A 23975-nucleotide genomic window follows, 5' to 3' on the forward strand; every position below is an offset into this window, starting at 1 on the left:
TCTTCAGCGACGCACACTCAATCGAGATATTTCATCCATCCACTTTTGAATTTTATCTTCGCGAACCATGTAAGAACGACGCTGATTCTTCTCCAATTTAATTTTGATATTAAGTTCATTTATTCGCCCCTGGTTAGGATTAGGCGCTTGAACAGGTTTTGGCTTCGGTTGCGCGTTTACGGCTTTAGATACTGGCTTCGATGGGCCAGGCAGAGGCATTTGCCCTCTTCCTGATTGGGCGATGTCTCCACTGGCATTTGCAGGTGGAGCCACCTTGGCTTTTGCGTAGACGGGACTATTGTTTTCCAGATTAAAGTTGTCTACCCAGCCGCTGGCCTTACCAGGTCTTGGATGCCGGGTCGAGGTGCTCGGCAGAGGAATGCTTGTGACGGTATCGCTGACAGATGCCGTAGGGACAGTTTTATTGACGCTTTTAATTGTCGTATCGACCTGGCTCCCTGCGAGTATTCCCGTATTGGCTGCGGTCTGACTTGCACTTGTACCCGCCTTATAAACTTTAGTGGGTGCTATGGCTGCAAACTCCCGCGCGTTCTGTTCGATTACTTTTTTTATCCAACCCATATGCCCTGTCGGATCGATAAATCTAATCGGATTCCCCAGGCAATACATATACGCATTCATTCCCCCTTCATCAAAGGGACTCAAATTATCCGGACTATGGAACCGCATCAAGCCCGTACTGAACGCCCGATACCCATTACCCAGCAAATACCAACCGGTTGACGTTTCCCGAAGCTCGCCGTTGTAACCCAACCGTGAACTCGCCGGCTGCTCTGAACTGCTGTGCCCATACGCGGAATAAGCAATGCCATTCGTCATACCCTGCCCGACCTCCCACAGCACACTGTTCTTGTCATCACTGGCCAGCAGTAGGGACTTTGGGCCAGCACCTGCCTGGTGCTCGGCGAGCACATTTCCTTCGGCACGTACGAAAGTACTGCTATTGGCACCCTCGATCTGGTTGGCCAGTTCACCGTTCTGGTAGAAACGCTGTTCGTGACTGCCGCCAACACTGCTGCCGCTCAGCGTGTCCAGCGAGTCATAGTGATAGTCACTTTCCGTTCCACCGGCCAAGGCGCTGACGCTGATCAGACGCCCCAGGCTGTCATAGGCCAAAATGCGCCCGACTTCGTCCTGCAGCAGATTACCTTCGGCGTCATAATTGAAGTCGATTCTCGGCGGATAGAGCGGGTCGCCAGGCCTGGGTGGAGTCAATACATTGCTCAGCCCGGTCAGTTGACAAGGATCTTGCGGATTGCTGTACTCGAAATAGATCGCGTGGCGCCCACCCTCGAACGTGGTTTCCACGAAGTCGAGATTGTCCTGCGCATCGAAGCTGAATATTTGTCCCTTGATGACCTTGCCATAGGGGTCTTCAGGCCGCTGGCTGCCCGTGCAGCTGTAGTCGACCAGGCGTCCACGTGCGTCATACGCGTAGGTTTCGTCACGCAGCGTCGTACTACCTTGCATCAACGAGCGCATTGTCAGCCGGTCGACTTCGTCGTACGCCTGGCTCAGGGTCTGAATGACCTGATTGCCCATGTCGAACCTGCGCAGCGTCTCACGGCCGAAATCATCGTACTCCAGGTCGATCTTCAGCCTTTGCGTACCATCGAGGGTGTCGATCGTCTTGAGTTGCCCCACAGTGTCGTAGGTGAAGGTCGAGCGGGTGCTGCCCAATTCAGTGGCCACCAACCGGGCAAACCCGTCGTACTCGTAGGTCTGGATTTGCCCGAGCACATCGGTATAACTCATCAACCTGGCTTGCCGGCTGTATTCGTAGAACATGGTGTACGGCGTTCCACCGCTCTGTTCACGTTTTTCCGATTTTACTTCACCGGTGCTGAAATACTGGCGTTCAAGGCTATGTTTAATGCCCGCTGCGTCGACTTCTTCAGTGCTGCGCAGGCGCGCGTTTTCAGCGTCATAGCTATAGACGGCGGTACTTTCAACGGCGATCCGCTGCTCCGGGTCTTCACCGAGTTCCGGGCGGTAGACGTAACCGGTTTCCACACCGCTGGGCCGCTTGACGCTTTTCGGCTGGCTTTGCCCCGGATCGAAGTTATAGACACTTTTACGTCCGCCGGTAATCGACACGACCATCCGATCGAGCCCGTCGAAGCCCTGTTCACCCAGTACGCTGCCGTTGACGCTGATCTTCACCGGCAGGTCTTCACTGCTGTGCGCGGCGTACTGGCGCTCGACTTCGTTGCTGTCGGGCAAAACCGTCCTGGTCATCCGGTCGAAAGCGTCGTACTCATAGCGCGTCCAGTTGCCGGCGGCGTCATATTCCTCGGCGGTCCGCCCGATGCCATCGTAATGGTAGAGATGCTCGCTGATCGTCTGCCCGCCCAGGTCGATACGTTTAACACTGTCGGGTTTGTCGAACAGGTTGTTGACCGTCACGGTTTTGCCCATGCCGTCGAGCCATTGTGTGGTGGTGCGGCCAATCGGGTCTGTGACCTCGTGCTCCTCGACGCCATCGGGTCGAATCACACTGCGCTGCTCACCCCAATCGTCGTAGTTGAACAGGCTGGTCATGGGCACGTCCGTGGCCCTTTCCCAGTCGATCACGGTCTCGCTGATCAACTGCTCCAGGTGGTTGTAGGTGGCTTTGTAGGTATCGCGAAACGCTTGCGGGTTGCCGCCCAGGGCATCGGCATCGCGGCGTGTTTCCTTGATGACCCGATTGTGCCCATCCAGGTGAGTGATGGTTTCAACACCCTTGACGTCCCTGGCGGTTTGAGTCGCCTGCTGACCATTGGCGTTGACCTGCGAGTAAGTGTAGTTACGGCTGGCCTCGTAAGGCGTGCCCGGCGCCACGGTTTCCTTGGTCACACGCCCTAACAGGTCATACTCGTAGGCGATTTCCACCTTGTTGTCGTCATGGTTGAGCAGTGGCTCGCCATTGAACAGGGAATGCTCCAGGTTGATGATTTTTTTCTGCCCGTCAAAACCGGTCAGGGTGTTGACCGTGTGCAGCACCGCCTCACCACTACGGGCATTTCGGGCCATTCTGTAGGTATAGGCGGTGGTGGTGGTCTTGCCGTTGAGTGTCACGGCGTCCTGCAACTTGCGTCCGTGCTCGAACGGGTTGTTTGGCGTGTTGATGTATTTGTAGGCAGTGTCCTGCAGCGCCTGGCCCTGGCCATTGATGACCTGCCCCAGCGTCTCGTCCTTCATGGCCAGCCAGGGCCCGGAACCGGTCAGTCCCAGTTCCGCGGTGTAGGTGTAGCGGGTCTGCAGGGTCGGGGCCTTGCCGTATTGGGAGGCAGCCGGCTTCACGGTCTTGCTTTTGAGATTGCGCACAAACCCCTGCGGGTCGGGCGGGCAGCCCACCTCGCCTTGCGCCGGGTACCACTCGCTGGTTTCGGTCACGCCGTCGGCGTTGACCTGGGTCAGCAGGTTGCCGAAGTCATCGTAGGTGGTGGTGACGATTTCCTCGTGGCGTGGATTAGTGGTATTGAGCTCACGCCAGGTGCGGGTCACGGTTTTCGGCAGCTGGCAATAGGGCGGCTGGTCTTTGAACTCCAGGCCCGGGACCAGATGGTATGGCGCTGCGTCGGTCGACAACATGGGGGCTGAGGATAAGCGGATGACTCTCGCCATACAGCTGGCCGAACTGACCTCTGGGCGAATTAAGCGCTGATGAGAGAAAAAGCGAAACTGTCAAAGTTGACAGGTGGGTATTGATACAGGGATCCGCAAACCCGTGACAACCGGCGATACCCAAGCACGTTCAAGTTAGATAACGACCGGTCGCCACAGGTTAAGTCAGCGCTGGCCGGTAGCCGTCCGCCAGACCCGAGCAATGTCTGTCGCCCGTTCACGCAACAAACGCGGAGCCTCGGTACACGCCTGCTCCAGTGTCATTGGCCCGCTCGTCAAAGCGAACGCGGCGTCGATGCCATGTTCGTACAACGCCTGGTAGCCTTCGCCCAGTGTGCCGGCGATGACGATGACCGCAACGCCCTGTTCTTGAGCGATGCGGGCAACACCAAACGGTGTCTTGCCGCGCAATGTTTGCGCATCGAAACGACCTTCACCGGTGATCACCAGATCGGCACCCACCACCGCCTCGGCCAGACCCACCAGCTCCGCCACCACTCCAACCCCTGCCATGAATTGCGCCCCGAGAAACGCCTTGGCGGCAAACCCAAGGCCGCCCGCCGCACCGCTGCCCGGTTCGTCGCGTACGTCTTGTGCCAAGGCGTTTGCGCAGTGATTGGCAAAGTGCCCGAGGGCTCGGTCCAGCTGTTCGACCTGTGCAGTCGTTGCGCCTTTTTGCGGGCCAAAAATGGCGGAGGCTCCGTGAGGACCGCAGAGTGGATTGTTCACGTCCGCTGCAATGTCGAAGCGCACTTCGGCCAGACGCGGATCGATGCCGGTCAGATCAATGCGGGCCAGTTGCGCCAGCGCCAGACCACCGGGTTGCAATTGCTGGCCCTGTGCATCGAGCAGCCTCACGCCCAAGGCTTGCATGGCACCCGCACCGCCGTCGTTGGTGGCGCTGCCGCCGATGGCCAGGATCACCCGCTGCGCACCCGCATCCAATGCCGCACGAATCAACTCGCCGGTGCCGAAGGTGCTGCTGATGCAGGCATCGCGGCGGTCGAGGGGCACCAACTGCAAACCACTGGCTTCGGCCATTTCGATGATTGCGGTGTGGTTTTGGGGTAACCATCCCCATGCCGCATTGACCGTTTCGCCCAGTGGCCCGCGCACGTCGGTTCGGCGCAGCTCGCCATCGCATGCCGCGAGCACTGACTCGACCGTCCCTTCCCCGCCGTCGGCCATTGGGCATTTGATCAATTGTGCATCGGGCCAGACTTCGGCCAAACCCAGGGCAATGGCATCGGCTACGCCTTGTGCGCTGAGACTGTCTTTGAACGAATCGGGGGCGATGACGATTTTTTTCATGGGCGTTCTCCAGTTCCAATGCGCTCATCCTGCCAGCCGGCCGGAACAATAACGCCGGGCTGCTGCACAAGCGGCACTGAGGATTATTGTTCATTCACACAAACCCGCTGCCTACTGTAGGAGCGAGCTTGCTCGCGAAGGATTCAAGGGCGTCGCGTTTATCCAGGTATTACGCGTTATCGTTAACGTCCATCGCGAGCAAGCTCGCTCCTACGGGGGCAGGTCGATTCTTTATGGGAGGGCTTCGGTCTGGGGGAGCAGTTGCACGCCGAGGTAGAGCGCGAGCATGCCGTCCAGCTTCAGTGGATCTACGCCGCTGAGTTCGGCAATGCGCTCCATCCGATAGCGCAGGCTGTTGCGGTGAATGCCCAAGGCGTCGGCACAGGCCTGGCTTTGCCCATCGTGTTCACACCAGCTGCGCAGGGTCGCCAGCAGTTGGCCGTTATTGTCCCTGGCGATGACCTGGCGCAACGGGTTGAGCAGCTCGTCCAGCGCATCGTCGTTGCGATGACGCCAGAGCATCACCGGCAATCGGTAGCGATCAAGGGTCAACAAGCGCGACTGCGGCAACACCTCGCGCCCGTAGGCAAGCAAGTCACCGACCCGACGATAGCAGCGGCGCAACCCCAGCAAGCCATCGGCCTGCCCGCCCACGGCGATGCGCAGAATGTTCCAGCCCAGGCCATCGAGTTTCTCCAGCAGCCGATCATTTTCGACGCTCTGGCTGGCAGGCCTGCACCACAGCAACGACGACTTGGCCGGACTCACGCACCAGCTATCCGGATAGCGCGACATCAGCCAGGCGCTGAGCGCCTCGACGGTGTGCCCAGGACCGTGCTCCGTGCCCAGTTCGAACAGGTATGGCACCCGCGTCATCTGCGGCTTGAGCCCCAGCTGTTGCGCCTCGTCGATCAGCCGTGGCGAACTGCCGGCCTCGCTGAGCAACAGCGCCAGCAAGTCATCGCAACGCTGGCGCCGCCATTGCTGCTCGGCCTGCTGGTTGCGCTGGCCCACCAGCATCTCGGCGGTCATGCGCACCAGTTCGGCGTAGGTGCGCAATTGCTCGGGTTCGCCGGTGATGCCCAGCACGCCGATCAGGCGCTGGTCGAGCATCAGCGGCAGGTTGATACCCGGCTGCACGCCCTTGAGATGGATCGCGGTCTGCGCATCGATCTCGACTACGCGACTGTTGGCCAGCACCAGTTGCGCGCCTTCATGCCGGGTGTTGACCCGCTCCGGTTCGCCGCTGCCGAGGATCAGGCCCTGGCTGTCCATGACGTTGACGTTGTACGGCAGGATGGCCATCGCCCGGTCGACGATGTCCTGGGCCAGGTCGTGATCGAGTTCGAACATAGCGGTAATCCTGAAAAGCGTGATGGGACAGGTAGTTCCAGAGAATCTCCCACATTTTTGCTGCACCGTGTTCGATAAATCAGTTTGATCCACAGGCGGGTTCTGGTATTTGTTTGAGCCCTTCCCTGCGGCAAAAGGATTTCCTCATGAGCTACCGCACACTGGGTCAGTCGGGTTTGCAGGTGTCCACCCTGACCCTGGGCACCATGATGTTCGGCGAACAGACCAGCACCGAGGATTCCCTGCGGATCATCGACAAGGCCTGGGACCAGGGCATCAACTTCATCGACACCGCCGACGTCTACACGGGTGGGCGCTCGGAAGAAATCGTCGGCGAAGCAATCGCCGGCAACCGCCACGAATGGGTGCTGGCGACCAAGGTCGGTTTCGGCCCGGCGGACGGTGTGCCGAACCGCAGCGGTTTGAGCCGCAAGCATGTGTTCAATGGCATCGACGCCAGCCTGACGCGGTTGGGCACTGACTATCTCGACATCTATTACCTGCACCGTGAGGACCACAACACGCCGCTGGAGGTTACGGTCTCAGCGATTGGCGACCTGATCCGCCAGGGCAAGATTCGCTATTGGGGGCTGTCGAACTATCGTGGCTGGCGCATCGCCGAAGTGATTCGCGTGGCCGACAAGCTCGGGGTCGACCGGCCGGTGATCAGCCAGCCGCTGTACAACATCGTCAACCGCCAGGCCGAAACCGAGCAGATCACTGCCGCGCAAAATTACGGTCTCGGGGTGGTGCCCTACAGCCCGCTGGCCCGCGGTGTGCTCAGCGGCAAATATGCGCCGCACGCCAAGCCCGACGCCAACAGCCGCGCAGGTCGTGCGGACAAACGCATCCTGGAAACCGAATGGCGCATGGAGTCCTTGCGCATCGCCCAGCAGATCCAGCAATACACCCAGGAACGCGGCGTGGGCATCGTCGAGTTTGCGATTGCCTGGGTGCTGAACAACAGCGCCGTGACCTCGGCCATCGTCGGGCCGCGCACCGAAGAACAGTGGGATGCCTACACCAAGGCGCAGGCGGTGAAGATTTCGGCTGAGGATGAGGCGTTCATCGATTTGCTGGTGACGCCGGGGCATGCGTCGACGCCGGGGTTCAACGATGTGAGCCATTTCGTGTCCGGCCGTAAACCCCATAATTAAACACCCCTGTAGGAGCGAGCTTGCTCGCGATGGTGGTCAACGATAACGCGGGGAGACTGAATGCCCGCGGTGACCATTCGCTCATCGCGAGCAAGCTCGCTCCTACAGGGTCGTTGTAAATATTGATCATCCGGCCAATATTCAGCACAAAAACCACGTATCCTCCGCACCCCGTTTTACGTTCAACCTCGCGAGGACAGCTTGTCTAAAGGTATCGCTTTATCGGTGTCAGCCTCGGTGCTGTTTGCCGTCATGTATTACTACACTTCGTTGCTCAAGCCCTTGAGCGGCGTGGAGATTTTCGGCTGGCGCATGCTGTTGACGGTGCCGTGCATGACGGTGTTCATGCTCGTATCCGGGGAATGGCGGCGGGTGATCGACCTGCTGCGCAGGATTGGCGCGCACCCGAAGCTGATCGGCGGCCTGATACTGTCGGCAGCGCTGCTGGGTGTTCAACTCTGGCTGTTCATGTGGGCCCCGCTCAATGGCTACAGCCTCGATGTATCCCTGGGCTACTTCCTGTTGCCGCTGGCGATGGTCCTGACCGGGCGTATCGCCTACGGCGAACGGCTGTCCTACCTGCAAAAAGTCGCGGTGTTCTTCGCCAGCCTCGGCGTGGTCAACGAGCTGTATCAGGTCGGCGGATTCTCCTGGGCGACACTGGTGGTGGTCATCGGCTACCCCCTGTACTTCGTGCTGCGCAAATGGCTGAAGGCCGACAACCTTGGCGGGCTCTGGGTGGACATGACCCTGATGCTGCCGATCGCCTACTGGTTCGTGCACGGTGGCGAGCAAGGCTTCGGCGTCTTCGATCAGCATCCGGCGCTGGCGTGGCTGATTCCATTGCTTGGTCTGATCAGTGCGTCGGCGCTGGTGGTCTACATCATCGCCAGTCGCTTGCTGCCGTTCAGCCTGTTCGGGCTGTTGAGCTACGTCGAGCCGGTGCTGTTGCTGGGGGTGGCGTTGTTGCTGGGGGAAAGTATCAAGCCCGGTGAATGGCTGACCTATATTCCGATCTGGATGGCGGTAGTGGTGTTGGTGTTTGAAGGGTTCAAGCATCTCGTTCGGCATCGCCGACCTTAAATCCAACACAAATGTGGGAGCTAGCCTGCTGGCGATGGCGTCTTCAGTTTCAACATTGATGTTGACTGACAGACCGCAATCGCTAGCAGGCTAGCTCCCACAGTTTTTCGGTGTAACGGTTTAGTCGGTGGAAAGAACACCACGACGAACCTGATCCCGCTCAATCGACTCAAACAACGCCTTGAAGTTGCCTTCACCGAAACCGTCATCCCCTTTACGCTGGATGAATTCGAAGAACACCGGCCCCATCAGGGTTTCCGAGAAGATCTGCAGCAGCAGGCGCTTGTCGCCCGACTCGGACGAACCGTCCAGCAGAATGCCGCGCGCCTGCAACTCGCCCACTGGCTCACCGTGGTTGGGCAAACGGCCTTCGAGCATTTCGTAGTAAGTGTCCGGCGGCGCGGTCATGAAGCGCATGCCGATGCTTTTCAGGTGATCCCAGGTCTTGAGCAGATCATCGGACAGGAAGGCCACGTGCTGGATGCCCTCGCCGTTGAACTGCATCAGGAACTCTTCGATCTGCCCGGCGCCCTTGGACGATTCTTCGTTCAATGGGATGCGGATCATGCCGTCCGGGGCGGTCATGGCCTTGGAGGTCAGGCCGGTGTACTCACCCTTGATGTCGAAGTAGCGGATTTCACGGAAGTTGAACAGCTTCTCGTAGAAGTTCGCCCAGTAAGCCATGCGACCGCGATACACGTTGTGGGTCAGGTGGTCGATGATCTTAAGGCCAGCACCGACCGGGTGACGGTCAACGCCTTCCAGGAACACGAAGTCGATGTCATAGATCGAGCTGCCTTCACCGAAACGGTCGATCAGGTACAGCGGCGCGCCGCCGATGCCCTTGATCGCCGGCAGGTTCAGCTCCATCGGGCCGGTCTCGATGTGGATCGGCTGGGCGCCGAGTTCCAGGGCGCGGTTATAGGCCTTTTGCGAATCCTTGACGCGGAACGCCATGCCGCACACCGACGGGCCGTGCTCGGCGGCGAAGTACGAGGCGACGCTGTTGGGTTCGTTGTTGAGGATCAGGTTGATCGCGCCCTGGCGATACAGGTGCACGTCCTTGGAGCGATGGGTCGCGACCTTGGTGAAGCCCATGATCTCGAAGATCGGCTCCAGGGTATTGGGGGTTGGCGATGCCAGTTCGATGAACTCGAAGCCCATCAGGCCCATTGGGTTTTCGTATAAATCTGCCATGGTTGGCGCCTCATCATGCTTTTGGAATTAACAAAGGTTAGTTGCCAGCAATGCTGAGACCGGTGGGTGGCGCACAGGAGATGCCCCGCACGCTGCGGGCGAGGAAGTCACCGTAGATCAATTGAAACCCGAATATCTTCATTGTCGACCCGAGGCTCTGAGGGCGAGGCTTCTGCTGCCAGAAGACGATTATTATTGTATGCGTAACCTGATTCTACACAGCGTAAATCAATTTGTCCGCCTCCTGTATCAAATCCCCTTTTTCCCTCACCGTGCAAGGGGTTTGTTGCACAGGTAAATCCCCGCCCGGATCACCCCTGTTCACGCGTAGACATCGTTTTTTCCTGAAGGGCCAACTATCCTGCCCCGTACCTGAACTCTTCATGGGAGGCCTCACGCCCCGCCAGCCTTTGAGAGCCCGACTTCATCGATACAGGTTTCGCGAATGCCACTGAAAACCAAAGCCCGACAACGCCGCATGAGGGTCGCCGTGACCCTGTTGAGTGGACTGCTCCCGATCCTGCTGGGTTTTGCCATTCTGCATATGCAGGCCGAACGTGTACTCCGGCACAGTACCGAGCACACCGCCGAGGAAGCGCTTCGCCAGTTCGAACTGATGCTCGACAACACCGCCCAGGCAGCGCGCGAATTATTGCCGTTGGCCGGCCAGAGTTGCATTGACGTCAACCTGGCATTGCGCGAGCAGGTAACAAAGCGTCCATTCGTGCGCTCAACCAACCTGCTGTGGGACGACACAATCTATTGCAGTTCCCTGTTCGGCGATTATCACGAAAAAATCGCTTCGGGAGACTTTGCCAACGGCCAGCTGTTGCTGATGAAGGGCAACCCGGTAACGCCCGACACCGCCTTACTGGTCTATAGAATCAGCGACGGCAAACGGGGCGCCATGAGCACGCTGGACGGATACCACCTGAGTAATCTCTTGCGCCTGATCGGGCGACAGAAACTGCTGTTGTTGCAAGTAGGACCTAACTGGTTGTCCGCCGACGGTAGTTTTCACGTTGGCGACCCACCCGAGTTCCCCGTCGCAGAAAACAGTCTGACCTCTTCGCGTTATCCCTTCAGTGTGAAGGCCGGTTTCCCCGCAGGCGAAGTGTGGCGGTACATGAGCAGTGAATATCCGCCACTGTTCAGCTTGTTGCTGTTTTTCGGTGTGATCTCCGGTTTTATCGCGCATGTCATCCAGAAACGTTCGTCGTCCCCGACCCTTGAGATGCAACGCGCACTGGACGCGGGAGAGTTCGTGCCATATTTCCAGCCGGTGGTGCAGGCGCACAGTAAAAAGTGCAGGGGGGTCGAGGTGCTGATGCGCTGGAACCATCCCAAGGAAGGCCTGGTGCGCGCCGATCTGTTCATTCCGTTTGCCGAACACTGCGGACTGATCGTGCCCATGACCCGCTCGATCATGGAACAGACCGCCCGGCTGCTGGCACCGCGGTCGGCGTCCTTTACCGAGCCGTTTCACATCGGCATCAATATCACCGCCGATCATTGCCGTGATCTTGCACTGGTCGAGGATTGCCGCCAGTTCCTCGACGCGTTTGCCCCCGGCTCCATCCACCTGGTCCTGGAGTTGACCGAGCGCAAGCTGATCGAGCCCACGGCCATTACCCATCAACTGTTCGAGCAGTTGCATGACCTTGGCGTGATGATCGCCATCGACGACTTCGGTACAGGCCACTCGAGCCTGGGATACCTGCGCCAGTTCAACGTGGACTTCCTGAAGATCGACCAGAGCTTTGTCGCCATGATCGGCGTCGACACCCTCTCCAGCCACATCCTGGACAGCATCATCGAGCTGGCGGCCAAGCTCAATCTGGCCATGGTTGCCGAAGGGGTGGAAACCCCGGAACAAAGTGACTACCTGACCGCCCACCATGTGAACTACCTGCAAGGTTATCTATTTGGCCGACCGATGCCTGCGGCAGACTTCATTAACGCATTAAGTGATCATTAACTAGTGGCCTTTAGCAGCCAACCACTCTCTCCAAAATGTATCAAGGCACAACTCTTGTTACATGAAGAAAAAGACATGATTTACTCTTGATCAATTAACTACTACAATTTTTCATGCCTGCGCTAGATTGGCAGGTGAGCCATTTATCACCGAGTCGCTTCAAGGCTCTTGGCTTATAGCTTTGTTTGCGGTTGGTATCAGCCAAACACACTATTGGAGTAAAGATATTGTCCAGACTCGCTGAATTTCGTGCAGCTGAAAAAGCCCTTCAAGAGCAGCTCAAGCAGCTTGAATCCCTGAAGAACGATGCCGGGCTCAAGAAAGAAATCGAATTCGAAGAAAAGCTCCAGGGGCTGATGAAAACCTACGGCAAGAGCCTGCGCGACATCATCGCCATCCTCGACCCGAACCCGGCAAAATCCGGTCTGCAACAGGCCGCGCCGAAAACCCGCCGCGCTCGCGTGGTCAAGGTTTATCAGAACCCGCATACCGGCGAGCTGATTGAAACCAAGGGTGGCAACCATCGCGGGCTGAAGGCCTGGAAGGAACAATACGGTGCCGCCACCGTCGATTCCTGGCTGCGTGGCTAAACCTTCGTACTGAAAAAAAACAAAGCCCTGCACATGCAGGGCTTTTTTCATTGATAGCATCTAAATGCAAGCATCTCGGCCGATCAACCGGTACTTTCCGGGCAACTTTCTGCTTAATCCTTTTGGCTATCCAACACTCTCGGCACTGCATGAAAACGGCGTTCATTGAAGCCTTCAACTAAAGTTGCAAGCCGTTACGAGCCGCCTCTATTTCATTCTGGCTGGCCTTATAAGCCTCAGCCTGCCCGGCGTAGGAAAGAACGTACGCCTTATCGGCATCCACCGCCGCGACCAATGTTTGGGACAGCACATGCCGGCCGTTCTGGGTGATGGTGCAGGTGGTTTCCAGGGCCGCCAGGCGACTCAAGGTGGTCGAGTGAATCCGGTTGCAAACGCTTTGATAACCACCCTGGAAAAAGTCTTTCTGCACCGACTTGCGCATCTCCAGCAACACCGCTTCCAGGTTCACCTGATGACCGCTTTGCACCCGGGTCATGGTCAGTTCCATCACCATCACCGGCGTGCCTTGCGCATCATTCTTGACCGCACGCTGGCGACTGACTCCGGCGCCAGCGTCGCCCTGGGCAACCTCTTCGACCTGCCAGCCTGGCGGCCAGGTCACCACCGGCTCATCGGTATCAGCCTGCGCCGCGACTGAAAGCACACCACTCAAGAGAATCAACGCCCTGCACAAACGAATCATTGCAATCAACACCCGGCCAGTTAGCCCTGAAGTCTGATCCTCGACCGGCGGTCAGGCAATAGCAGGTGCTTCGGGTTTGGTGATGTCGCCGTCCATGCGTATCATTGTCGTCATTCGTCAGCCCCAATTATTTTCCGGAGGGCCCATGAGCCTGCACGAACTGAACACATTCCCCGGCGTGACCGCACAGCCTGACACCGCCACCCGGCAATTCGTCTTCAACCACACCATGTTGCGGGTCAAGGACATCACCAAGTCCCTGGACTTCTACACGCGCATCCTCGGTTTCTCGCTGGTGGAGAAACGCGATTTTCCGGAAGCGGAATTCAGCCTCTACTTCCTCGCCCTGGTCGACAAGAGCCAGATTCCGGCCGATGCCGCCGCGCGTACGCAGTGGATGAAATCGATCCCCGGCATTCTCGAGCTGACCCATAACCACGGCACCGAAAACGATCCGGACTTTGCCTATCACAATGGCAATACCGACCCGCGCGGGTTCGGCCACATCTGCATCTCCGTGCCGGACATCGTCGCCGCGTGCGAGCGCTTCGAAGCGCTGGGCTGCGACTTCCAGAAGCGCCTGAACGACGGCCGCATGAAGAGCCTGGCGTTCATCAAGGACCCGGATGCCTATTGGGTTGAAATCATCCAGCCAGCCCCACTCTAACGCACACCGCCTATCCCCCTGTGGGAGCGGGCTTGCTCGCGAAAACGGTGTGTCATTCAGCAGTGATGGTGGCTGACACACCGCTTTTCGCGAGCAAGCCCGCTCCCACATTTGGAAATGTGTCGGACACAAAAAACCCCATGATCATTCATGGGGTTTTGTGTTTTCAGCGCCCGGTTTATGCCGGGGCCGAGGTGCGGATCAAGTGGTCGAATGCGCTCAGGGAAGCCTTGGCGCCCTCGCCCACTGCGATCACGATCTGCTTGTACGGCACGGTGGTCACGTCGCCAGCGGCGAAGATGCCCGGCACCGAGGTTTCGCCACGGGCATCGACGATGATCTCGCCACGGGGTGACAGCTCGATGGTGCCCTTGAGCCAATCGGTGTTGGGCAACAGACCGATCTGCACGAAGATCCCTTCCAGTTCCACGCTGCGCAATTCGTCAGTTTGACGATCCTTGTAGCGCAGGCCGTTGACCTTTTGCCCGTCGCCCGTCACTTCAGTGGTTTGCGCACTGGTGATCACAGTCACGTTCGGCAGGCTGTGCAACTTGCGCTGCAACACCGCATCGGCACGCAGCTGTACATCGAACTCCAGCAGCGTGACGTGGGAAACGATACCGGCCAGGTCGATAGCCGCTTCGACGCCGGAGTTGCCGCCGCCAATCACCGCCACGCGCTTGCCTTTGAACAACGGGCCGTCGCAGTGCGGGCAGTAGGCCACGCCCTTGTTGCGGTATTCCTGCTCGCCGGGCACGTTCATTTCACGCCACCGCGCACCCGTGGCCAGGATCACGGTCCTGGCTTTCAGCTTAGCGCCGCTGGCGAACTGAACTTCATGCAGCTCGCCGTCTTTTCCCGGCAGCAGCTTGTCGGCGCGTTGCAGGTTCATGATGTCCACGTCGTACTGCTTGACGTGTTCTTCCAGGGCGACAGCCAGTTTTGGCCCTTCGGTTTCCTGCACGGAGATGAAGTTTTCGATGGCCATGGTGTCCAGCACCTGCCCACCAAAACGCTCGGCCGCGACACCGGTGCGAATGCCTTTGCGCGCAGCATAGATCGCCGCCGCAGCGCCCGCCGGGCCACCGCCGACCACCAGCACGTCAAAGGCTTCCTTGGCGCTGATCTTCTCGGCCTGGCGCTCGATGCCGCTGGTATCGATCCTGGCGAGGATTTCTTCCAGGCCCATGCGGCCCTGGCCGAAGTTCACGCCGTTGAGGTAGATGCTCGGTACCGCCATGATCTGGCGCTCATCGACTTCTGCCTGGAACAGCGCACCGTCGATGGCGACGTGGCGGATGTTGGGGTTGAGTACCGCCATCAGGTTCAACGCCTGGACCACGTCCGGGCAGTTCTGGCAGGACAGCGAGAAATAAGTCTCGAAGTTGAACTCGCCCTTGAGCGAGCGGATCTGTTCGATCACTTCGACACTGGCCTTGGAGGGGTGACCGCCGACTTGCAGCAAGGCCAGCACCAGGGACGTGAATTCGTGGCCCATCGGGATGCCGGCGAAACGCAGGCTGATATCCGCGCCCGGGCGGTTGATCGAGAACGATGGCTTGCGGGCGTCATCACCGTCGTCGAGCAAGGTAATCTGGGTGGAAAGACTGCTTACGTCTTTCAGCAGTGCGAGCATTTCCTGGGATTTCGCACCGTCGTCGAGGGAGGCAACGATCTCGATCGGCTGGGTGACCCGTTCCAGGTACGATTTCAACTGGGCTTTAAGATTGGTGTCCAACATACGGGCGATTTCCTTGAATGTGTGGCATAAAAAAACGCCCGAGCGAATCTCGCCCGGGCGTTTTTAGTGGGCGGTGCAGCTTGCTTAGAAGGTGCGGAAGTCCGCCCTGATGAAGCGCGTCACGGACTTAGATCTTGCCGACCAGGTCCAGGGACGGGGCCAGTGTGGCCTCGCCTTCTTTCCACTTGGCTGGGCAGACCTGGCCCGGGTGAGCAGCGACGTACTGGGCCGCCTTGATCTTGCGCAGCAGCTCGGAAGCATCACGACCTACACCGCCGTCGTTCAGCTCGACGATCTTGATCTGGCCTTCAGGGTTGATCACGAAGGTGCCACGGTCAGCCAGGCCAGCTTCTTCGATCAGCACGTCGAAGTTGCGGGAGATGGCGTGGGTCGGGTCGCCGATCATGGTGTACTGGATCTTGCCGATGGCAGGCGAAGTGTTGTGCCAGGCAGCGTGGGCGAAGTGGGTGTCGGTGGAAACGCTGTAGATCTCGACGCCCAGTTTCTGGAAAGCGTCGTAGTTGTCAGCCAGGTCTTCCAGCTCGGTCGGGCAAACGAAGGTGAAGTCGGCCGGGTAGAAGAACACCACGGACCACTTGCCTTTCAGGTCGGCGTCGGAAACTTTTACGAAGTCGCCGTTTTTGAATGCGTCAGCTTTGAATGGTTTAACTTGGCTGTTGATGATAGGCATCGTTGACTCTCCGTCAGGGGTTAAGAAGTTGATGGAGAGACTTTACCCACTCGACGGACGGTTGGCTCATTGGCAAACCTCATGCCGCTGATTGGCTTTCGCTATTAGCCAACAGTATTAATAGAAGAAAAGCGAATTTACGACTCGAGTGGCTTTTCCGCGAGACGGGCCATGCCGGGAAAGGGACTGGCTTCGATGTAGCGCATGGCGGATTTGATGTCCTTCCAGCCGACGTAGCTCATCAATGACTTCAAGTCCCATCCGCTCTGGTGTGCCCACGAGGCAAACCCACGGCGCAGGGAGTGGCTGGTGTAGTGCTCGGCGGGTATGCCGGCGCGCTCCAGCGCCTGGCGCAATAGCGGGATCACGCTGTTGGCGTGCAGGCCCTCCTCGCTCAAATGCCCCCAGCGATCAATGCCACGGAACACCGGCCCGCGAACCAGCGCGGCCTCGGTGATCCAGTCGATGTAGGCCTGCACCGGACACAACCGCTGCAACGCGGGGGTCTGGTAGGTCTTGCCGAGGTTTTCCCGATCGCTCTTGCTGCGGGGTAAGTACAGCGTGATGCCGGAACCCGCGCTCGCCTGGACATGCTCGATCTGTACGCGGCATAACTCATCGCTGCGAAAACCACGCCAGAAGCCCAGCAGGATCAACGCCGTGTCGCGCCTGGCCCGCAGCAACCCCGGTCGATCGCCTTGCGCCCGGGCGGTTTGCGCTTCCAGCTCGAGCCAGGCCACCACCTGCTCCAGATGCTGCAGCTGCAGCGGCTCGGCCTGTTTTTCCTGGGCCGGATGCAGCGCCCGAATGCCCTTGAACACCTTGCGCACCACCGGCGCCTTGGTGGGGTCGGCAAACCCCTGGCTGTTATGCCACTGCGCCAGCGCGGACAAGCGCAGCTTCAAGGTGTTAATCGACAGCACACCCGCGTGGGCCACCAGATAGCGCGCCACGCTGTCGCCGGTTGCCGGCAGGAACCCTCCCCAACTCACCTCGAAATGCTCGATGGCCGCCCGATAGCTGCGACGGGTGTTGTCGCGCGTGGCGGCTTGCAGGTAACGATCCAGCTCGCTCATGTAAATAACCTTGCTTCAACTGTAGGAGCGAGCTCGCTCGCGATGGAAGTTAACGATGACGCTGGCCAGGTGGATGTACGCGGTGCCGGTGTTTGTGTACGGATCTGGAGGCGCGAACGCCTCAAAATCGATATGACACGGGGTAATACCAGTATATCCCGTATCAGGATAATCAGATATCAAGCTTCATCAAATGAATGGTACAATGTGTATATACGTGGTACGTACCACACAGTAAAAACGCAGGAGTTCTCATGGCCCGTGTCGGCGTGAATAAACAAGTGGTGCAAGCGGCGCGGTTGGCGATCATTGCCCGTGGCGAAAACCCCAGCATCGATGCCGTGCGCATCGAAATGGGCAATACCGGTTCGAAAACCACGATCCATCGCTATATGAAAGAGCTCGACGACAGCACCCCGGACGCTGACGAGACGCCGTCCGAGCCGATCGACGACGAGTTGCTGGCCCTGGTGACGCGCCTGGCACAGCGCCTTAAAGAGCAGGCGCAGGAACCGATCGACCAGGCCCGCGAGCAGTACGAGCAACAACGCAAGGCGCTGGAATTGCAGCTGCAACAGGCCGAGCAAGCCAATACGCAATTGCAGCAACACTACGAACTGCAAAGCCTGGCCCTGACCCAGGAATCCGAGGCACTGCAAAGCACCCGCGATCAACTTCAGGGCGAACAGACCCGCAATGCCGGACAGAGCCAGGCATTGGCTGATTTCGAATTGCGTTTGCGAGACAAGGACGAGCAGATTCGCTCGCTCGAAGAGAAACACCTGCACAGCCGTGACGCCCTGGAGCACTACCGCAACGCGGTCAAGGAGCAGCGCGAGCAGGAGCAAAGCCGCCACGAAGGTCAGGTGCAGCAACTGCAGATGGAGTTACGCCAGGCTCAGCAGAGTGCCTTGGTGCGCCAGGACGAAATCACCCAGTTGCACCGCGACAACGAACGCCTGCTGACGGAGAACCGCGGCACCTTGCGCGAGCTGAGCCTATTGCAAGAGCAGCTCAAGCAAAGCAATACCCGCCAGGATCAACTGCTCGACCAGGCCAACCGGGTCGACAGCGAACGCACCCTCCTCCAGGAACGCCTGCGTGTCGCCATGCTGGAAAGCCAGGCGCTCAAACAGAGCGTCGAGGAGCAAACGCAGGCGAACAAGTCACTGGAAATCGAACTGCTGAAAACCCAGGCAGAGCTGGAAGAAAGCGTACGCCTGGCCGCTGCCGTTGCAGTAGAGCCAGGCGTCGCCAAGGGCGATTAAGCGCCGACCGGTGTCCGCAGGGTGACGAACTCTTCGGCGGCCGTCGGGTGCACACCGATGGTTTCGTCGAAGTGGCGCTTGGTGGCGCCGGCCTTCAAGGCGATGGCCAGGCCCTGGACGATTTCGCCAGCCTCGGGACCGACCATGTGGCAACCCAGCACCTTGTCGGTCTGGGCGTCCACCACCAGCTTCATCAGCGTGCGCTCCTGGCATTCGGTCAGGGTCAGCTTCATTGGCCGGAAACGGCTTTCGAAAATCTGCACCTCGTGGCCAGCTTCCCGCGCTTCCTCCTCGGTCAGACCCACCGTGCCGATGTTCGGCAGGCTGAACACCGCCGTCGGGATCATCTTGTAGTCCACCGGGCGATATTGCTCAGGCTTGAACAGGCGTCGCGCTACCGCCATGCCTTCGGCCAGCGCCACGGGCGTCAGCTGCACCCGGCCGATCACATCGCCCAGGGCCAGGATCGAAGGCTCGGCCGTCTGGTACAGGTCATCCACCTCGACGAAGCCTTTCTTGTCGAGCTTCACCCCGGTATTTTCCAACCCGAGGTTGTCCAGCATCGGCCGCCGACCGGTGGCGTAGAACACGCAATCGGCCTCCAGCTGCCGGCCATCCTTGAGCGTCACCTTCAGGCTGCCATCGGCTTGCTTGTCGATACGCTCGATGTCGGCATTGAATTGCAGGTCCATGCCGCGCTTGGTCAGCTCTTCCTGCAAATGCTTGCGCACGGAACCGTCGAAGCCGCGCAGGAACAACTCACCGCGATACAGCAACGTGGTCTCGGCACCCAGGCCGTGGAAGATCCCGGCGAACTCGACGGCGATGTAACCGCCGCCTACCACCAGCACGCGCTTAGGCAGCTCTTTCAGAAAAAACGCCTGGTTGGAACTGATCGCGAGCTCGTGCCCGGGAATCTCTGGAATCTGCGGCCAGCCGCCGGTGGCGATCAGAATGTTTTCAGCCGTGTGGCGCTCGCCATTGATCTCGACGGTATGCGGGTCGACGATCTTGGCGTGACCTTCGTGCAACGTTACGCCGCTGTTGACCAGCAGGTTGCGGTAGATGCCGTTGAGGCGATTGATCTCGCGGTCCTTGTTGGCGATCAGCGTCGCCCAGTCGAACTGCGCCTCATCCAGGCTCCAGCCAAACCCCGAAGCCTGCTCGAAGTCCTCGGCGAAGTGCGCGCCATAAACCAGCAGTTTCTTCGGCACGCAGCCGACGTTCACACAAGTGCCGCCCAGGTAGCGACTCTCGGCCACGGCCACTTTCGCCCCGAACCCGGCAGCAAACCGAGCCGCCCGCACACCGCCAGAACCGGCGCCAATCACATAAAGGTCAAAATCGTAGGCCATTTTCAATCTCCTCGGCAGGCCAATAGCATACCTGCGGACGGCCGCTGAGCAAGCGTTGTGCTGAAATGCTCGGGCCAATCTACGTTTTCGGTCAACGCTTCTCTGCAGATTGCGTTTTCGGAATCCGCAGAGTGCGCCACGCAATCAAAATTGCCATGAGTGCCAAGCCGGACGTCACCCACGAAACCAAACCGATTCCACCTTCGAATGCCCTTCCCGCCTGCGCCATCAATTCCCCTGCTTGATCACCCGACAAGTCTGCAGCCACATGATAGGCGCCGGACAGCGTCTCTCTCGCCAGCATCATCTGCACTTCAGTCAGGAAATCCGGAAGCTGCAATGCACCGCGATAGTAGGCGGTGACGACACCGCCGAGCACGGTCGTCCCCAAAACCACGCCCACTTCATAGGCCGTTTCGCTAATGGCAGACGCGGCGCCCGCCTTTGCCGGTGGCGCAGCTGACAAAATCACATCGTTAGACACCGTTGCGATCGCGCCCACGCCAATGTTCAGCAAGGCGAAAGCCACCACCAGAACGGTCAGGCTACTGCCCATGCTGGCGACCAGCAAAAACGCCGCACCAGCAAACGCCATCAAGATGGGTATCAGCACATGTACCTGTAATCGCTGTGCGACAGGCACGATCGCCACCCCCACGACAATCGCCATGACCTGACCAGGAACCAACGCGAGGCTGGCACTCAAGGGCGACATCTGAAGAACGATCTGCAGGAACTGAGTGGCAAAGAATACGAAGCCGACGAGAAACGCGAGGCTCATCAAATTGATCGCGACAGAGCCGCTAAAGGTACCACTGCGCAACAGACTCAGATCCATCAACGGCACTGGCAGACGCAACTGTCGACGTACAAACATCCCGCCCGCAATCAGGCCTGTTGCAAATGTTGTCAGCGCCATCCAGTCGATACCATGACTGGCGCTGTGTTTAATGCCATAAACAATGGCACCTAGGGCAACCATCGATTGCAGAATGCTTACCGGATCCAGCGGACCCGAAACATCTCGCTCGGATTCGGGCAACAACAGTGGCCCCAATACCAGCAGTGGCACCAACACGGGCACCGCCAGCAGGAAAATCGACCCCCAACTGAAGAACTCCAGTAACACGCCACCCACCAATGGACCGAGTGCCGAACCGACCGTCAAAGTCGTTGCCCAGATCGCGACCGCCAGTCTGCGTTCTTCCCGGTCCTCGAACAGCGAACGTATCAACGCCAACGTGGAGGGCATCAGCATTGCACCGAAAACACCCATGCAAGCTCGCCCGACAATCAATTGCGTGGCGGTATCGGAATACGCGGTCAGCACCGACACAATGGCAAACCCCAAGGACCCAGTCAGCAACAACTTACGATGACCGACCCGATCTCCCAGACTACCCATCGACACCAGCAACCCCGCTAATACCAGCGAGTAAGCATCGATCATCCACAACTGCTGGCTGGCACTCGGACGCAGGGCCTCGGCAATCTTTGGCAATGCAAATCCAAGCACTGTGTTGTCAACGGTTACCAGTAATACCGGCAGCATCAGTACGCATAGGCCTGGCCATCGCGTTGTTTGGCGTTGTGCCGCGCCTCTTGTTGAAGCCATTCACGAACCTCCTTGTAATCATAAAAACCAGGGATGTTTTCAGCCCCACGACTCGCTCCCTACGTGCCGTCGCGGTAAAACATCTATCGTGTAAACACTTGCGTCCATAATCCCAGTTGAAAGGTACGTTAGTAAAAAGCAGCAAACATCATTTATCTGCCTCTTTCTGCAAATCAGAATTTTCTCTCGAGAAACCGGGCAATGGATGTAAGCCAGTTCCTACTTTCTCATGCGCTGCAGGAGCGAGCGGGCGGCGATCCGAATTGCTGGGGAAGGTCGTCTTTGAACATTTTGCTGGTCTTGCGGGCGCCATCGCTGCGATGCGGCGACCCCTGTAGGAGCGAGCTTGCTCGCGATGGAGGTCAACGATGACGCGGGGATCCTGACACCACGCGGTGCTCTCATGTTCTTCGCGAGCAATCGAGCGTCGACCGGCTGCTCCTTCAGGCTTTTCCAAGTGACTCGCTGTAGGAGCGAAACCATAAGTGGCCGTTACCGCAGGAATGGATATGTACTCGGTCAACAAAATCCAGGTCGACTTTCAGGCCGCCATCGCCAGCAGGCTGGCTCCCACAGTAGATCGAGTACGGCTGCGAGAGATACTTCGGCGGTCACTCCGCTATCGCTGGCAAGCCAGCTCCTACAGGGGATCGGGTGCAGCAACGAAAGGTTGGTGGGTTGTCAGGACGCCATCGCCGGCAGGCCAGCTCCCACAAAAGCAAACGCCCCGATCAAGTCGGGGCGTTTCTTTAAACCTTCTTCAGCTTGATTAAAGCCTGTGAAGATCGCTTTTCAATACAAGCGGCCGGGGCGCTATCAGTAAGCCTTACCCGTCTTGTAGAAGTTCTCGAAGCAGAAGTTGGTCGCGTCGATGTAACCTTCGGCGCCGCCGCAGTCGAAACGCTTGCCCTTGAACTTGTAGGCCATCACGCAGCCGTTCTGGGCCTGTTTCATCAGGGCGTCGGTGATCTGGATTTCACCGCCCTTGCCTGGCTCGGTCTGTTCGATCAGGTCGAAGATGTCCGGGGTCAGGATGTAGCGACCGATGATGGCCAGGTTCGATGGCGCATCTTCCGGTTTTGGTTTTTCCACCATGCTGTGCACGCGGTAGATGTCGTCGCGGATCATCTCGCCGGCGATCACGCCGTACTTGTTGGTCTCTTGCGGGTCGACTTCCTGGATGGCCACGATCGAGCAGCGGAACTGCTTGTACAGCTTGACCATCTGGGTCAATACGCCGTCGCCATCGAGGTTGACGCACAGGTCGTCCGCCAGTACAACGGCGAAGGGTTCGTCGCCGATCAGCGGACGGCCGGTCAGGATCGCGTGGCCCAGGCCTTTCATTTCGGTCTGGCGGGTGTAGGAGAACGAGCAGTTATCGAGCAGCTTGCGGATGCCGACCAGGTACTTTTCCTTGTCGGTGCCCTTGATCTGGTTTTCCAGCTCGTAGCTGATGTCGAAATGGTCTTCCAAGGCGCGCTTGCCGCGACCGGTGACGATGGAAATCTCCGTCAGGCCAGCGTCCAGTGCTTCTTCGACGCCGTACTGGATCAGTGGCTTGTTTACCACCGGCAGCATTTCCTTGGGCATGGCTTTGGTCGCTGGCAGGAAGCGAGTGCCGTAACCGGCTGCTGGAAACAAGCATTTCTTGATCATATAAGTCCTTGAAAGGGCTGTGTGTACGAGTTTCGGCGCAGTCTAATCAGGCGGCGTACACCTTACAATGCCCCGCACTGGCTAACCGATGCCATCATAGAGAAATATTCTCGCTGTTAGTTCCGCAACGAGCACCGCGAATGGATCAGCAGCCTGTTATTGATAGCAGAGTCCACCAGACTTGCACGACAAGTCAACCAACGGGCAAGCGCACCACCGTGCGCCCATCGGCACCCGAACGGTGCATTTGGCGGTATCATGGCGCCATTGAACCAGCCAGCGAGGCAAATAGATGTCAGAAGCAAAAAGCGTCAACGGGTACTTGATCAATAAGGCCAAAGACGGCCAGTGGTGGGTAGCCGGCGTTGGCGGCGAGAACATTGCCGGACCTTTCCCATCCGAAGCCATGGCGATCGAAGTGGCATCGGTGTTGCAACTGGAACACCCGGCACCGAAACGACGGGGCAAGGACAAGAACTGATCCGGCCCGACGCCCTGCCCTTGTGCAGGGCTTTTTTTGCGAATGCCGGGAAGAAGTGGCCTTTCGCTATAACCTTTTGCCGCCCACGCTGTCACAGGCTTTGCCCTCTCTTCCTGACGACGACAACGACATGACCAAATTTTTGCCGCTGATTGCGGTGCTGGCCCTCAGTGGCTGCGCAACCTCCGAAACCACTTACCTGAACAATGGCGAACAAGGCCTGGCGATCGACTGCTCCGGCGAGGCCAATTCCTGGGCGACCTGTTACGAAAAGGCCGATGCCTCCTGCGCCGGTACCGGCTACCGGATCGTCGGCACTGACGGCACACCTTCCCCTGAGGAAAGCGACAAGACCCTGGGCGTCGACGTTGGCAACTTCAAGAACCGCAGTGTGGTGGTGGTCTGCAAATAGGGCCGCGTGCC

At 58.7% G+C, this 23975-nt stretch carries 19 protein-coding genes; 8 read left to right on the forward strand and 11 right to left on the reverse strand.

Features of this window, described 5'->3' with window-relative positions; all coding sequences use genetic code 11:
* Positions 1–3 precede the first annotated feature (3 nt).
* The 3 genes from ACM6I6_RS17725 to ACM6I6_RS17735 all read right to left on the reverse strand — a co-directional run bounded on the left by ACM6I6_RS17725 (position 4) and on the right by ACM6I6_RS17735 (position 6294).
* Positions 4–3597 carry an RHS repeat domain-containing protein gene (locus ACM6I6_RS17725; RefSeq protein WP_414920334.1) on the reverse strand — a complete coding sequence of 1198 codons (3594 nt, stop codon included), beginning with the start codon at positions 3595–3597 and terminating at the stop codon, positions 4–6.
* A gap of 198 nt (positions 3598–3795) precedes the next feature.
* Complete coding sequence (locus tag ACM6I6_RS17730) at positions 3796–4941, reverse strand: glycerate kinase (protein ID WP_414920335.1); 1146 nt, start codon at positions 4939–4941, stop codon at positions 3796–3798.
* A gap of 231 nt (positions 4942–5172) precedes the next feature.
* Positions 5173–6294, reverse strand: a complete 1122-nt coding sequence (locus ACM6I6_RS17735) for a sugar diacid recognition domain-containing protein (protein WP_323606132.1) — start codon at positions 6292–6294, stop codon at positions 5173–5175.
* Positions 6295–6440: 146 nt separating this feature from the next.
* On the opposite strand from ACM6I6_RS17735, the gene ACM6I6_RS17740 reads away from it, so the two are divergent.
* Both ACM6I6_RS17740 and rarD read left to right on the forward strand, forming a co-directional pair.
* Complete coding sequence (locus ACM6I6_RS17740) at positions 6441–7451, forward strand: aldo/keto reductase (protein WP_414920336.1); 1011 nt, start codon at positions 6441–6443, stop codon at positions 7449–7451.
* Positions 7452–7652: 201 nt separating this feature from the next.
* Positions 7653–8534, forward strand: coding sequence for an EamA family transporter RarD (gene rarD / locus ACM6I6_RS17745; protein WP_274077139.1), 882 nt, complete (start codon positions 7653–7655; stop codon positions 8532–8534).
* Positions 8535–8654: 120 nt separating this feature from the next.
* On the opposite strand, the gene hppD is transcribed toward rarD, so the two are convergent.
* Entirely contained in the window at positions 8655–9731 is a 1077-nt protein-coding gene (hppD, locus tag ACM6I6_RS17750) for a 4-hydroxyphenylpyruvate dioxygenase (protein ID WP_274077140.1), read from the reverse strand.
* 445 nt (positions 9732–10176) lie between these two features.
* Between hppD and ACM6I6_RS17755 the strand changes: the two genes are divergently transcribed.
* Together ACM6I6_RS17755 and ACM6I6_RS17760 are read left to right on the forward strand one after the other, a co-directional pair.
* Positions 10177–11709: an EAL domain-containing protein gene (locus ACM6I6_RS17755; protein WP_414920337.1), complete on the forward strand. Its 1533-nt coding sequence runs from the start codon at positions 10177–10179 to the stop codon at positions 11707–11709.
* Between the two features lie 227 nt (positions 11710–11936).
* A complete protein-coding gene (locus ACM6I6_RS17760) occupies positions 11937–12299 on the forward strand; it encodes a histone-like nucleoid-structuring protein, MvaT/MvaU family (RefSeq protein WP_008065377.1) in 363 nt (120 codons plus the stop codon).
* Between the two features lie 178 nt (positions 12300–12477).
* Here the strand turns inward: ACM6I6_RS17760 and ACM6I6_RS17765 are convergent, their stop codons facing one another.
* Positions 12478–13002: a DUF4946 domain-containing protein gene (locus ACM6I6_RS17765; protein ID WP_414920338.1), complete on the reverse strand. Its 525-nt coding sequence runs from the start codon at positions 13000–13002 to the stop codon at positions 12478–12480.
* A gap of 145 nt (positions 13003–13147) precedes the next feature.
* Here ACM6I6_RS17765 and gloA point away from each other — a divergent pair, with 145 nt between their 5' ends.
* Positions 13148–13669, forward strand: a complete 522-nt coding sequence (gloA, locus tag ACM6I6_RS17770; RefSeq protein ID WP_274077143.1) for a lactoylglutathione lyase — start codon at positions 13148–13150, stop codon at positions 13667–13669.
* 178 nt (positions 13670–13847) lie between these two features.
* Here the strand turns inward: gloA and ahpF are convergent, their stop codons facing one another.
* The 3 genes from ahpF to ACM6I6_RS17785 form a co-directional block, all read right to left on the reverse strand.
* Positions 13848–15410, reverse strand: coding sequence for an alkyl hydroperoxide reductase subunit F (ahpF, locus tag ACM6I6_RS17775; RefSeq protein WP_414920339.1), 1563 nt, complete (start codon positions 15408–15410; stop codon positions 13848–13850).
* A gap of 127 nt (positions 15411–15537) precedes the next feature.
* Positions 15538–16101, reverse strand: coding sequence for an alkyl hydroperoxide reductase subunit C (gene ahpC / locus ACM6I6_RS17780; RefSeq protein WP_007975937.1), 564 nt, complete (start codon positions 16099–16101; stop codon positions 15538–15540).
* A 137-nt stretch (positions 16102–16238) separates the two neighbouring features.
* Entirely contained in the window at positions 16239–17177 is a 939-nt protein-coding gene (locus ACM6I6_RS17785) for a site-specific integrase (RefSeq protein WP_414920340.1), read from the reverse strand.
* Between the two features lie 254 nt (positions 17178–17431).
* Between ACM6I6_RS17785 and ACM6I6_RS17790 the strand changes: the two genes are divergently transcribed.
* Entirely contained in the window at positions 17432–18445 is a 1014-nt protein-coding gene (locus ACM6I6_RS17790; RefSeq protein WP_414920341.1) for a DNA-binding protein, read from the forward strand.
* On the opposite strand, the gene gorA is transcribed toward ACM6I6_RS17790, so the two are convergent.
* The 3 genes from gorA to galU all read right to left on the reverse strand — a co-directional run bounded on the left by gorA (position 18442) and on the right by galU (position 23071).
* Complete coding sequence (gene gorA / locus ACM6I6_RS17795) at positions 18442–19800, reverse strand: glutathione-disulfide reductase (RefSeq protein ID WP_414920342.1); 1359 nt, start codon at positions 19798–19800, stop codon at positions 18442–18444. The genes ACM6I6_RS17790 and gorA overlap by 4 nt on opposite strands.
* 91 nt (positions 19801–19891) lie before the next feature.
* Entirely contained in the window at positions 19892–21415 is a 1524-nt protein-coding gene (locus ACM6I6_RS17800) for an MFS transporter (protein ID WP_414920343.1), read from the reverse strand.
* An 816-nt stretch (positions 21416–22231) separates the two neighbouring features.
* Positions 22232–23071, reverse strand: coding sequence for a UTP--glucose-1-phosphate uridylyltransferase GalU (gene galU, locus ACM6I6_RS17805; protein WP_274077150.1), 840 nt, complete (start codon positions 23069–23071; stop codon positions 22232–22234).
* A 292-nt stretch (positions 23072–23363) separates the two neighbouring features.
* Between galU and ACM6I6_RS17810 the strand changes: the two genes are divergently transcribed.
* Together ACM6I6_RS17810 and ACM6I6_RS17815 are read left to right on the forward strand one after the other, a co-directional pair.
* Positions 23364–23552 carry a hypothetical protein gene (locus ACM6I6_RS17810; protein WP_110747774.1) on the forward strand — a complete coding sequence of 63 codons (189 nt, stop codon included), beginning with the start codon at positions 23364–23366 and terminating at the stop codon, positions 23550–23552.
* Between the two features lie 130 nt (positions 23553–23682).
* Complete coding sequence (locus ACM6I6_RS17815) at positions 23683–23964, forward strand: hypothetical protein (protein ID WP_274077151.1); 282 nt, start codon at positions 23683–23685, stop codon at positions 23962–23964.
* Positions 23965–23975: the final 11 nt, after the last annotated feature.

It is taken from the genome of Pseudomonas sp. IT-P218, assembly GCF_949767605.1.
In the GTDB taxonomy this organism is placed as follows: Bacteria; Pseudomonadota; Gammaproteobacteria; order Pseudomonadales; family Pseudomonadaceae; genus Aquipseudomonas; species Aquipseudomonas putida_AE.

Bases quoted from the DNA above. Each gene is read 5' to 3' on its own strand.
- ACM6I6_RS17725 (WP_414920334.1), bottom strand. From the start codon at position 3,597: ATGTTGTCGACCGACGCAGCGCCATACCATCTGGTCCCGGGCCTGGAG.
- ACM6I6_RS17730 (WP_414920335.1), bottom strand. From the start codon at position 4,941: ATGAAAAAAATCGTCATCGCCCCCGATTCGTTCAAAGACAGTCTCAGC.
- ACM6I6_RS17735 (WP_323606132.1), bottom strand. From the start codon at position 6,294: ATGTTCGAACTCGATCACGACCTGGCCCAGGACATCGTCGACCGGGCG.
- ACM6I6_RS17740 (WP_414920336.1), top strand. From the start codon at position 6,441: ATGAGCTACCGCACACTGGGTCAGTCGGGTTTGCAGGTGTCCACCCTG.
- hppD (WP_274077140.1), bottom strand. From the start codon at position 9,731: ATGGCAGATTTATACGAAAACCCAATGGGCCTGATGGGCTTCGAGTTC.
- ACM6I6_RS17755 (WP_414920337.1), top strand. From the start codon at position 10,177: ATGCCACTGAAAACCAAAGCCCGACAACGCCGCATGAGGGTCGCCGTG.
- ACM6I6_RS17765 (WP_414920338.1), bottom strand. From the start codon at position 13,002: ATGATTCGTTTGTGCAGGGCGTTGATTCTCTTGAGTGGTGTGCTTTCA.
- gloA (WP_274077143.1), top strand. From the start codon at position 13,148: ATGAGCCTGCACGAACTGAACACATTCCCCGGCGTGACCGCACAGCCT.
- ahpF (WP_414920339.1), bottom strand. From the start codon at position 15,410: ATGTTGGACACCAATCTTAAAGCCCAGTTGAAATCGTACCTGGAACGG.
- ahpC (WP_007975937.1), bottom strand. From the start codon at position 16,101: ATGCCTATCATCAACAGCCAAGTTAAACCATTCAAAGCTGACGCATTC.
- ACM6I6_RS17785 (WP_414920340.1), bottom strand. From the start codon at position 17,177: ATGAGCGAGCTGGATCGTTACCTGCAAGCCGCCACGCGCGACAACACC.
- ACM6I6_RS17790 (WP_414920341.1), top strand. From the start codon at position 17,432: ATGGCCCGTGTCGGCGTGAATAAACAAGTGGTGCAAGCGGCGCGGTTG.
- gorA (WP_414920342.1), bottom strand. From the start codon at position 19,800: ATGGCCTACGATTTTGACCTTTATGTGATTGGCGCCGGTTCTGGCGGT.
- ACM6I6_RS17800 (WP_414920343.1), bottom strand. From the start codon at position 21,415: ATGGCTTCAACAAGAGGCGCGGCACAACGCCAAACAACGCGATGGCCA.
- galU (WP_274077150.1), bottom strand. From the start codon at position 23,071: ATGATCAAGAAATGCTTGTTTCCAGCAGCCGGTTACGGCACTCGCTTC.
- ACM6I6_RS17810 (WP_110747774.1), top strand. From the start codon at position 23,364: ATGTCAGAAGCAAAAAGCGTCAACGGGTACTTGATCAATAAGGCCAAA.
- ACM6I6_RS17815 (WP_274077151.1), top strand. From the start codon at position 23,683: ATGACCAAATTTTTGCCGCTGATTGCGGTGCTGGCCCTCAGTGGCTGC.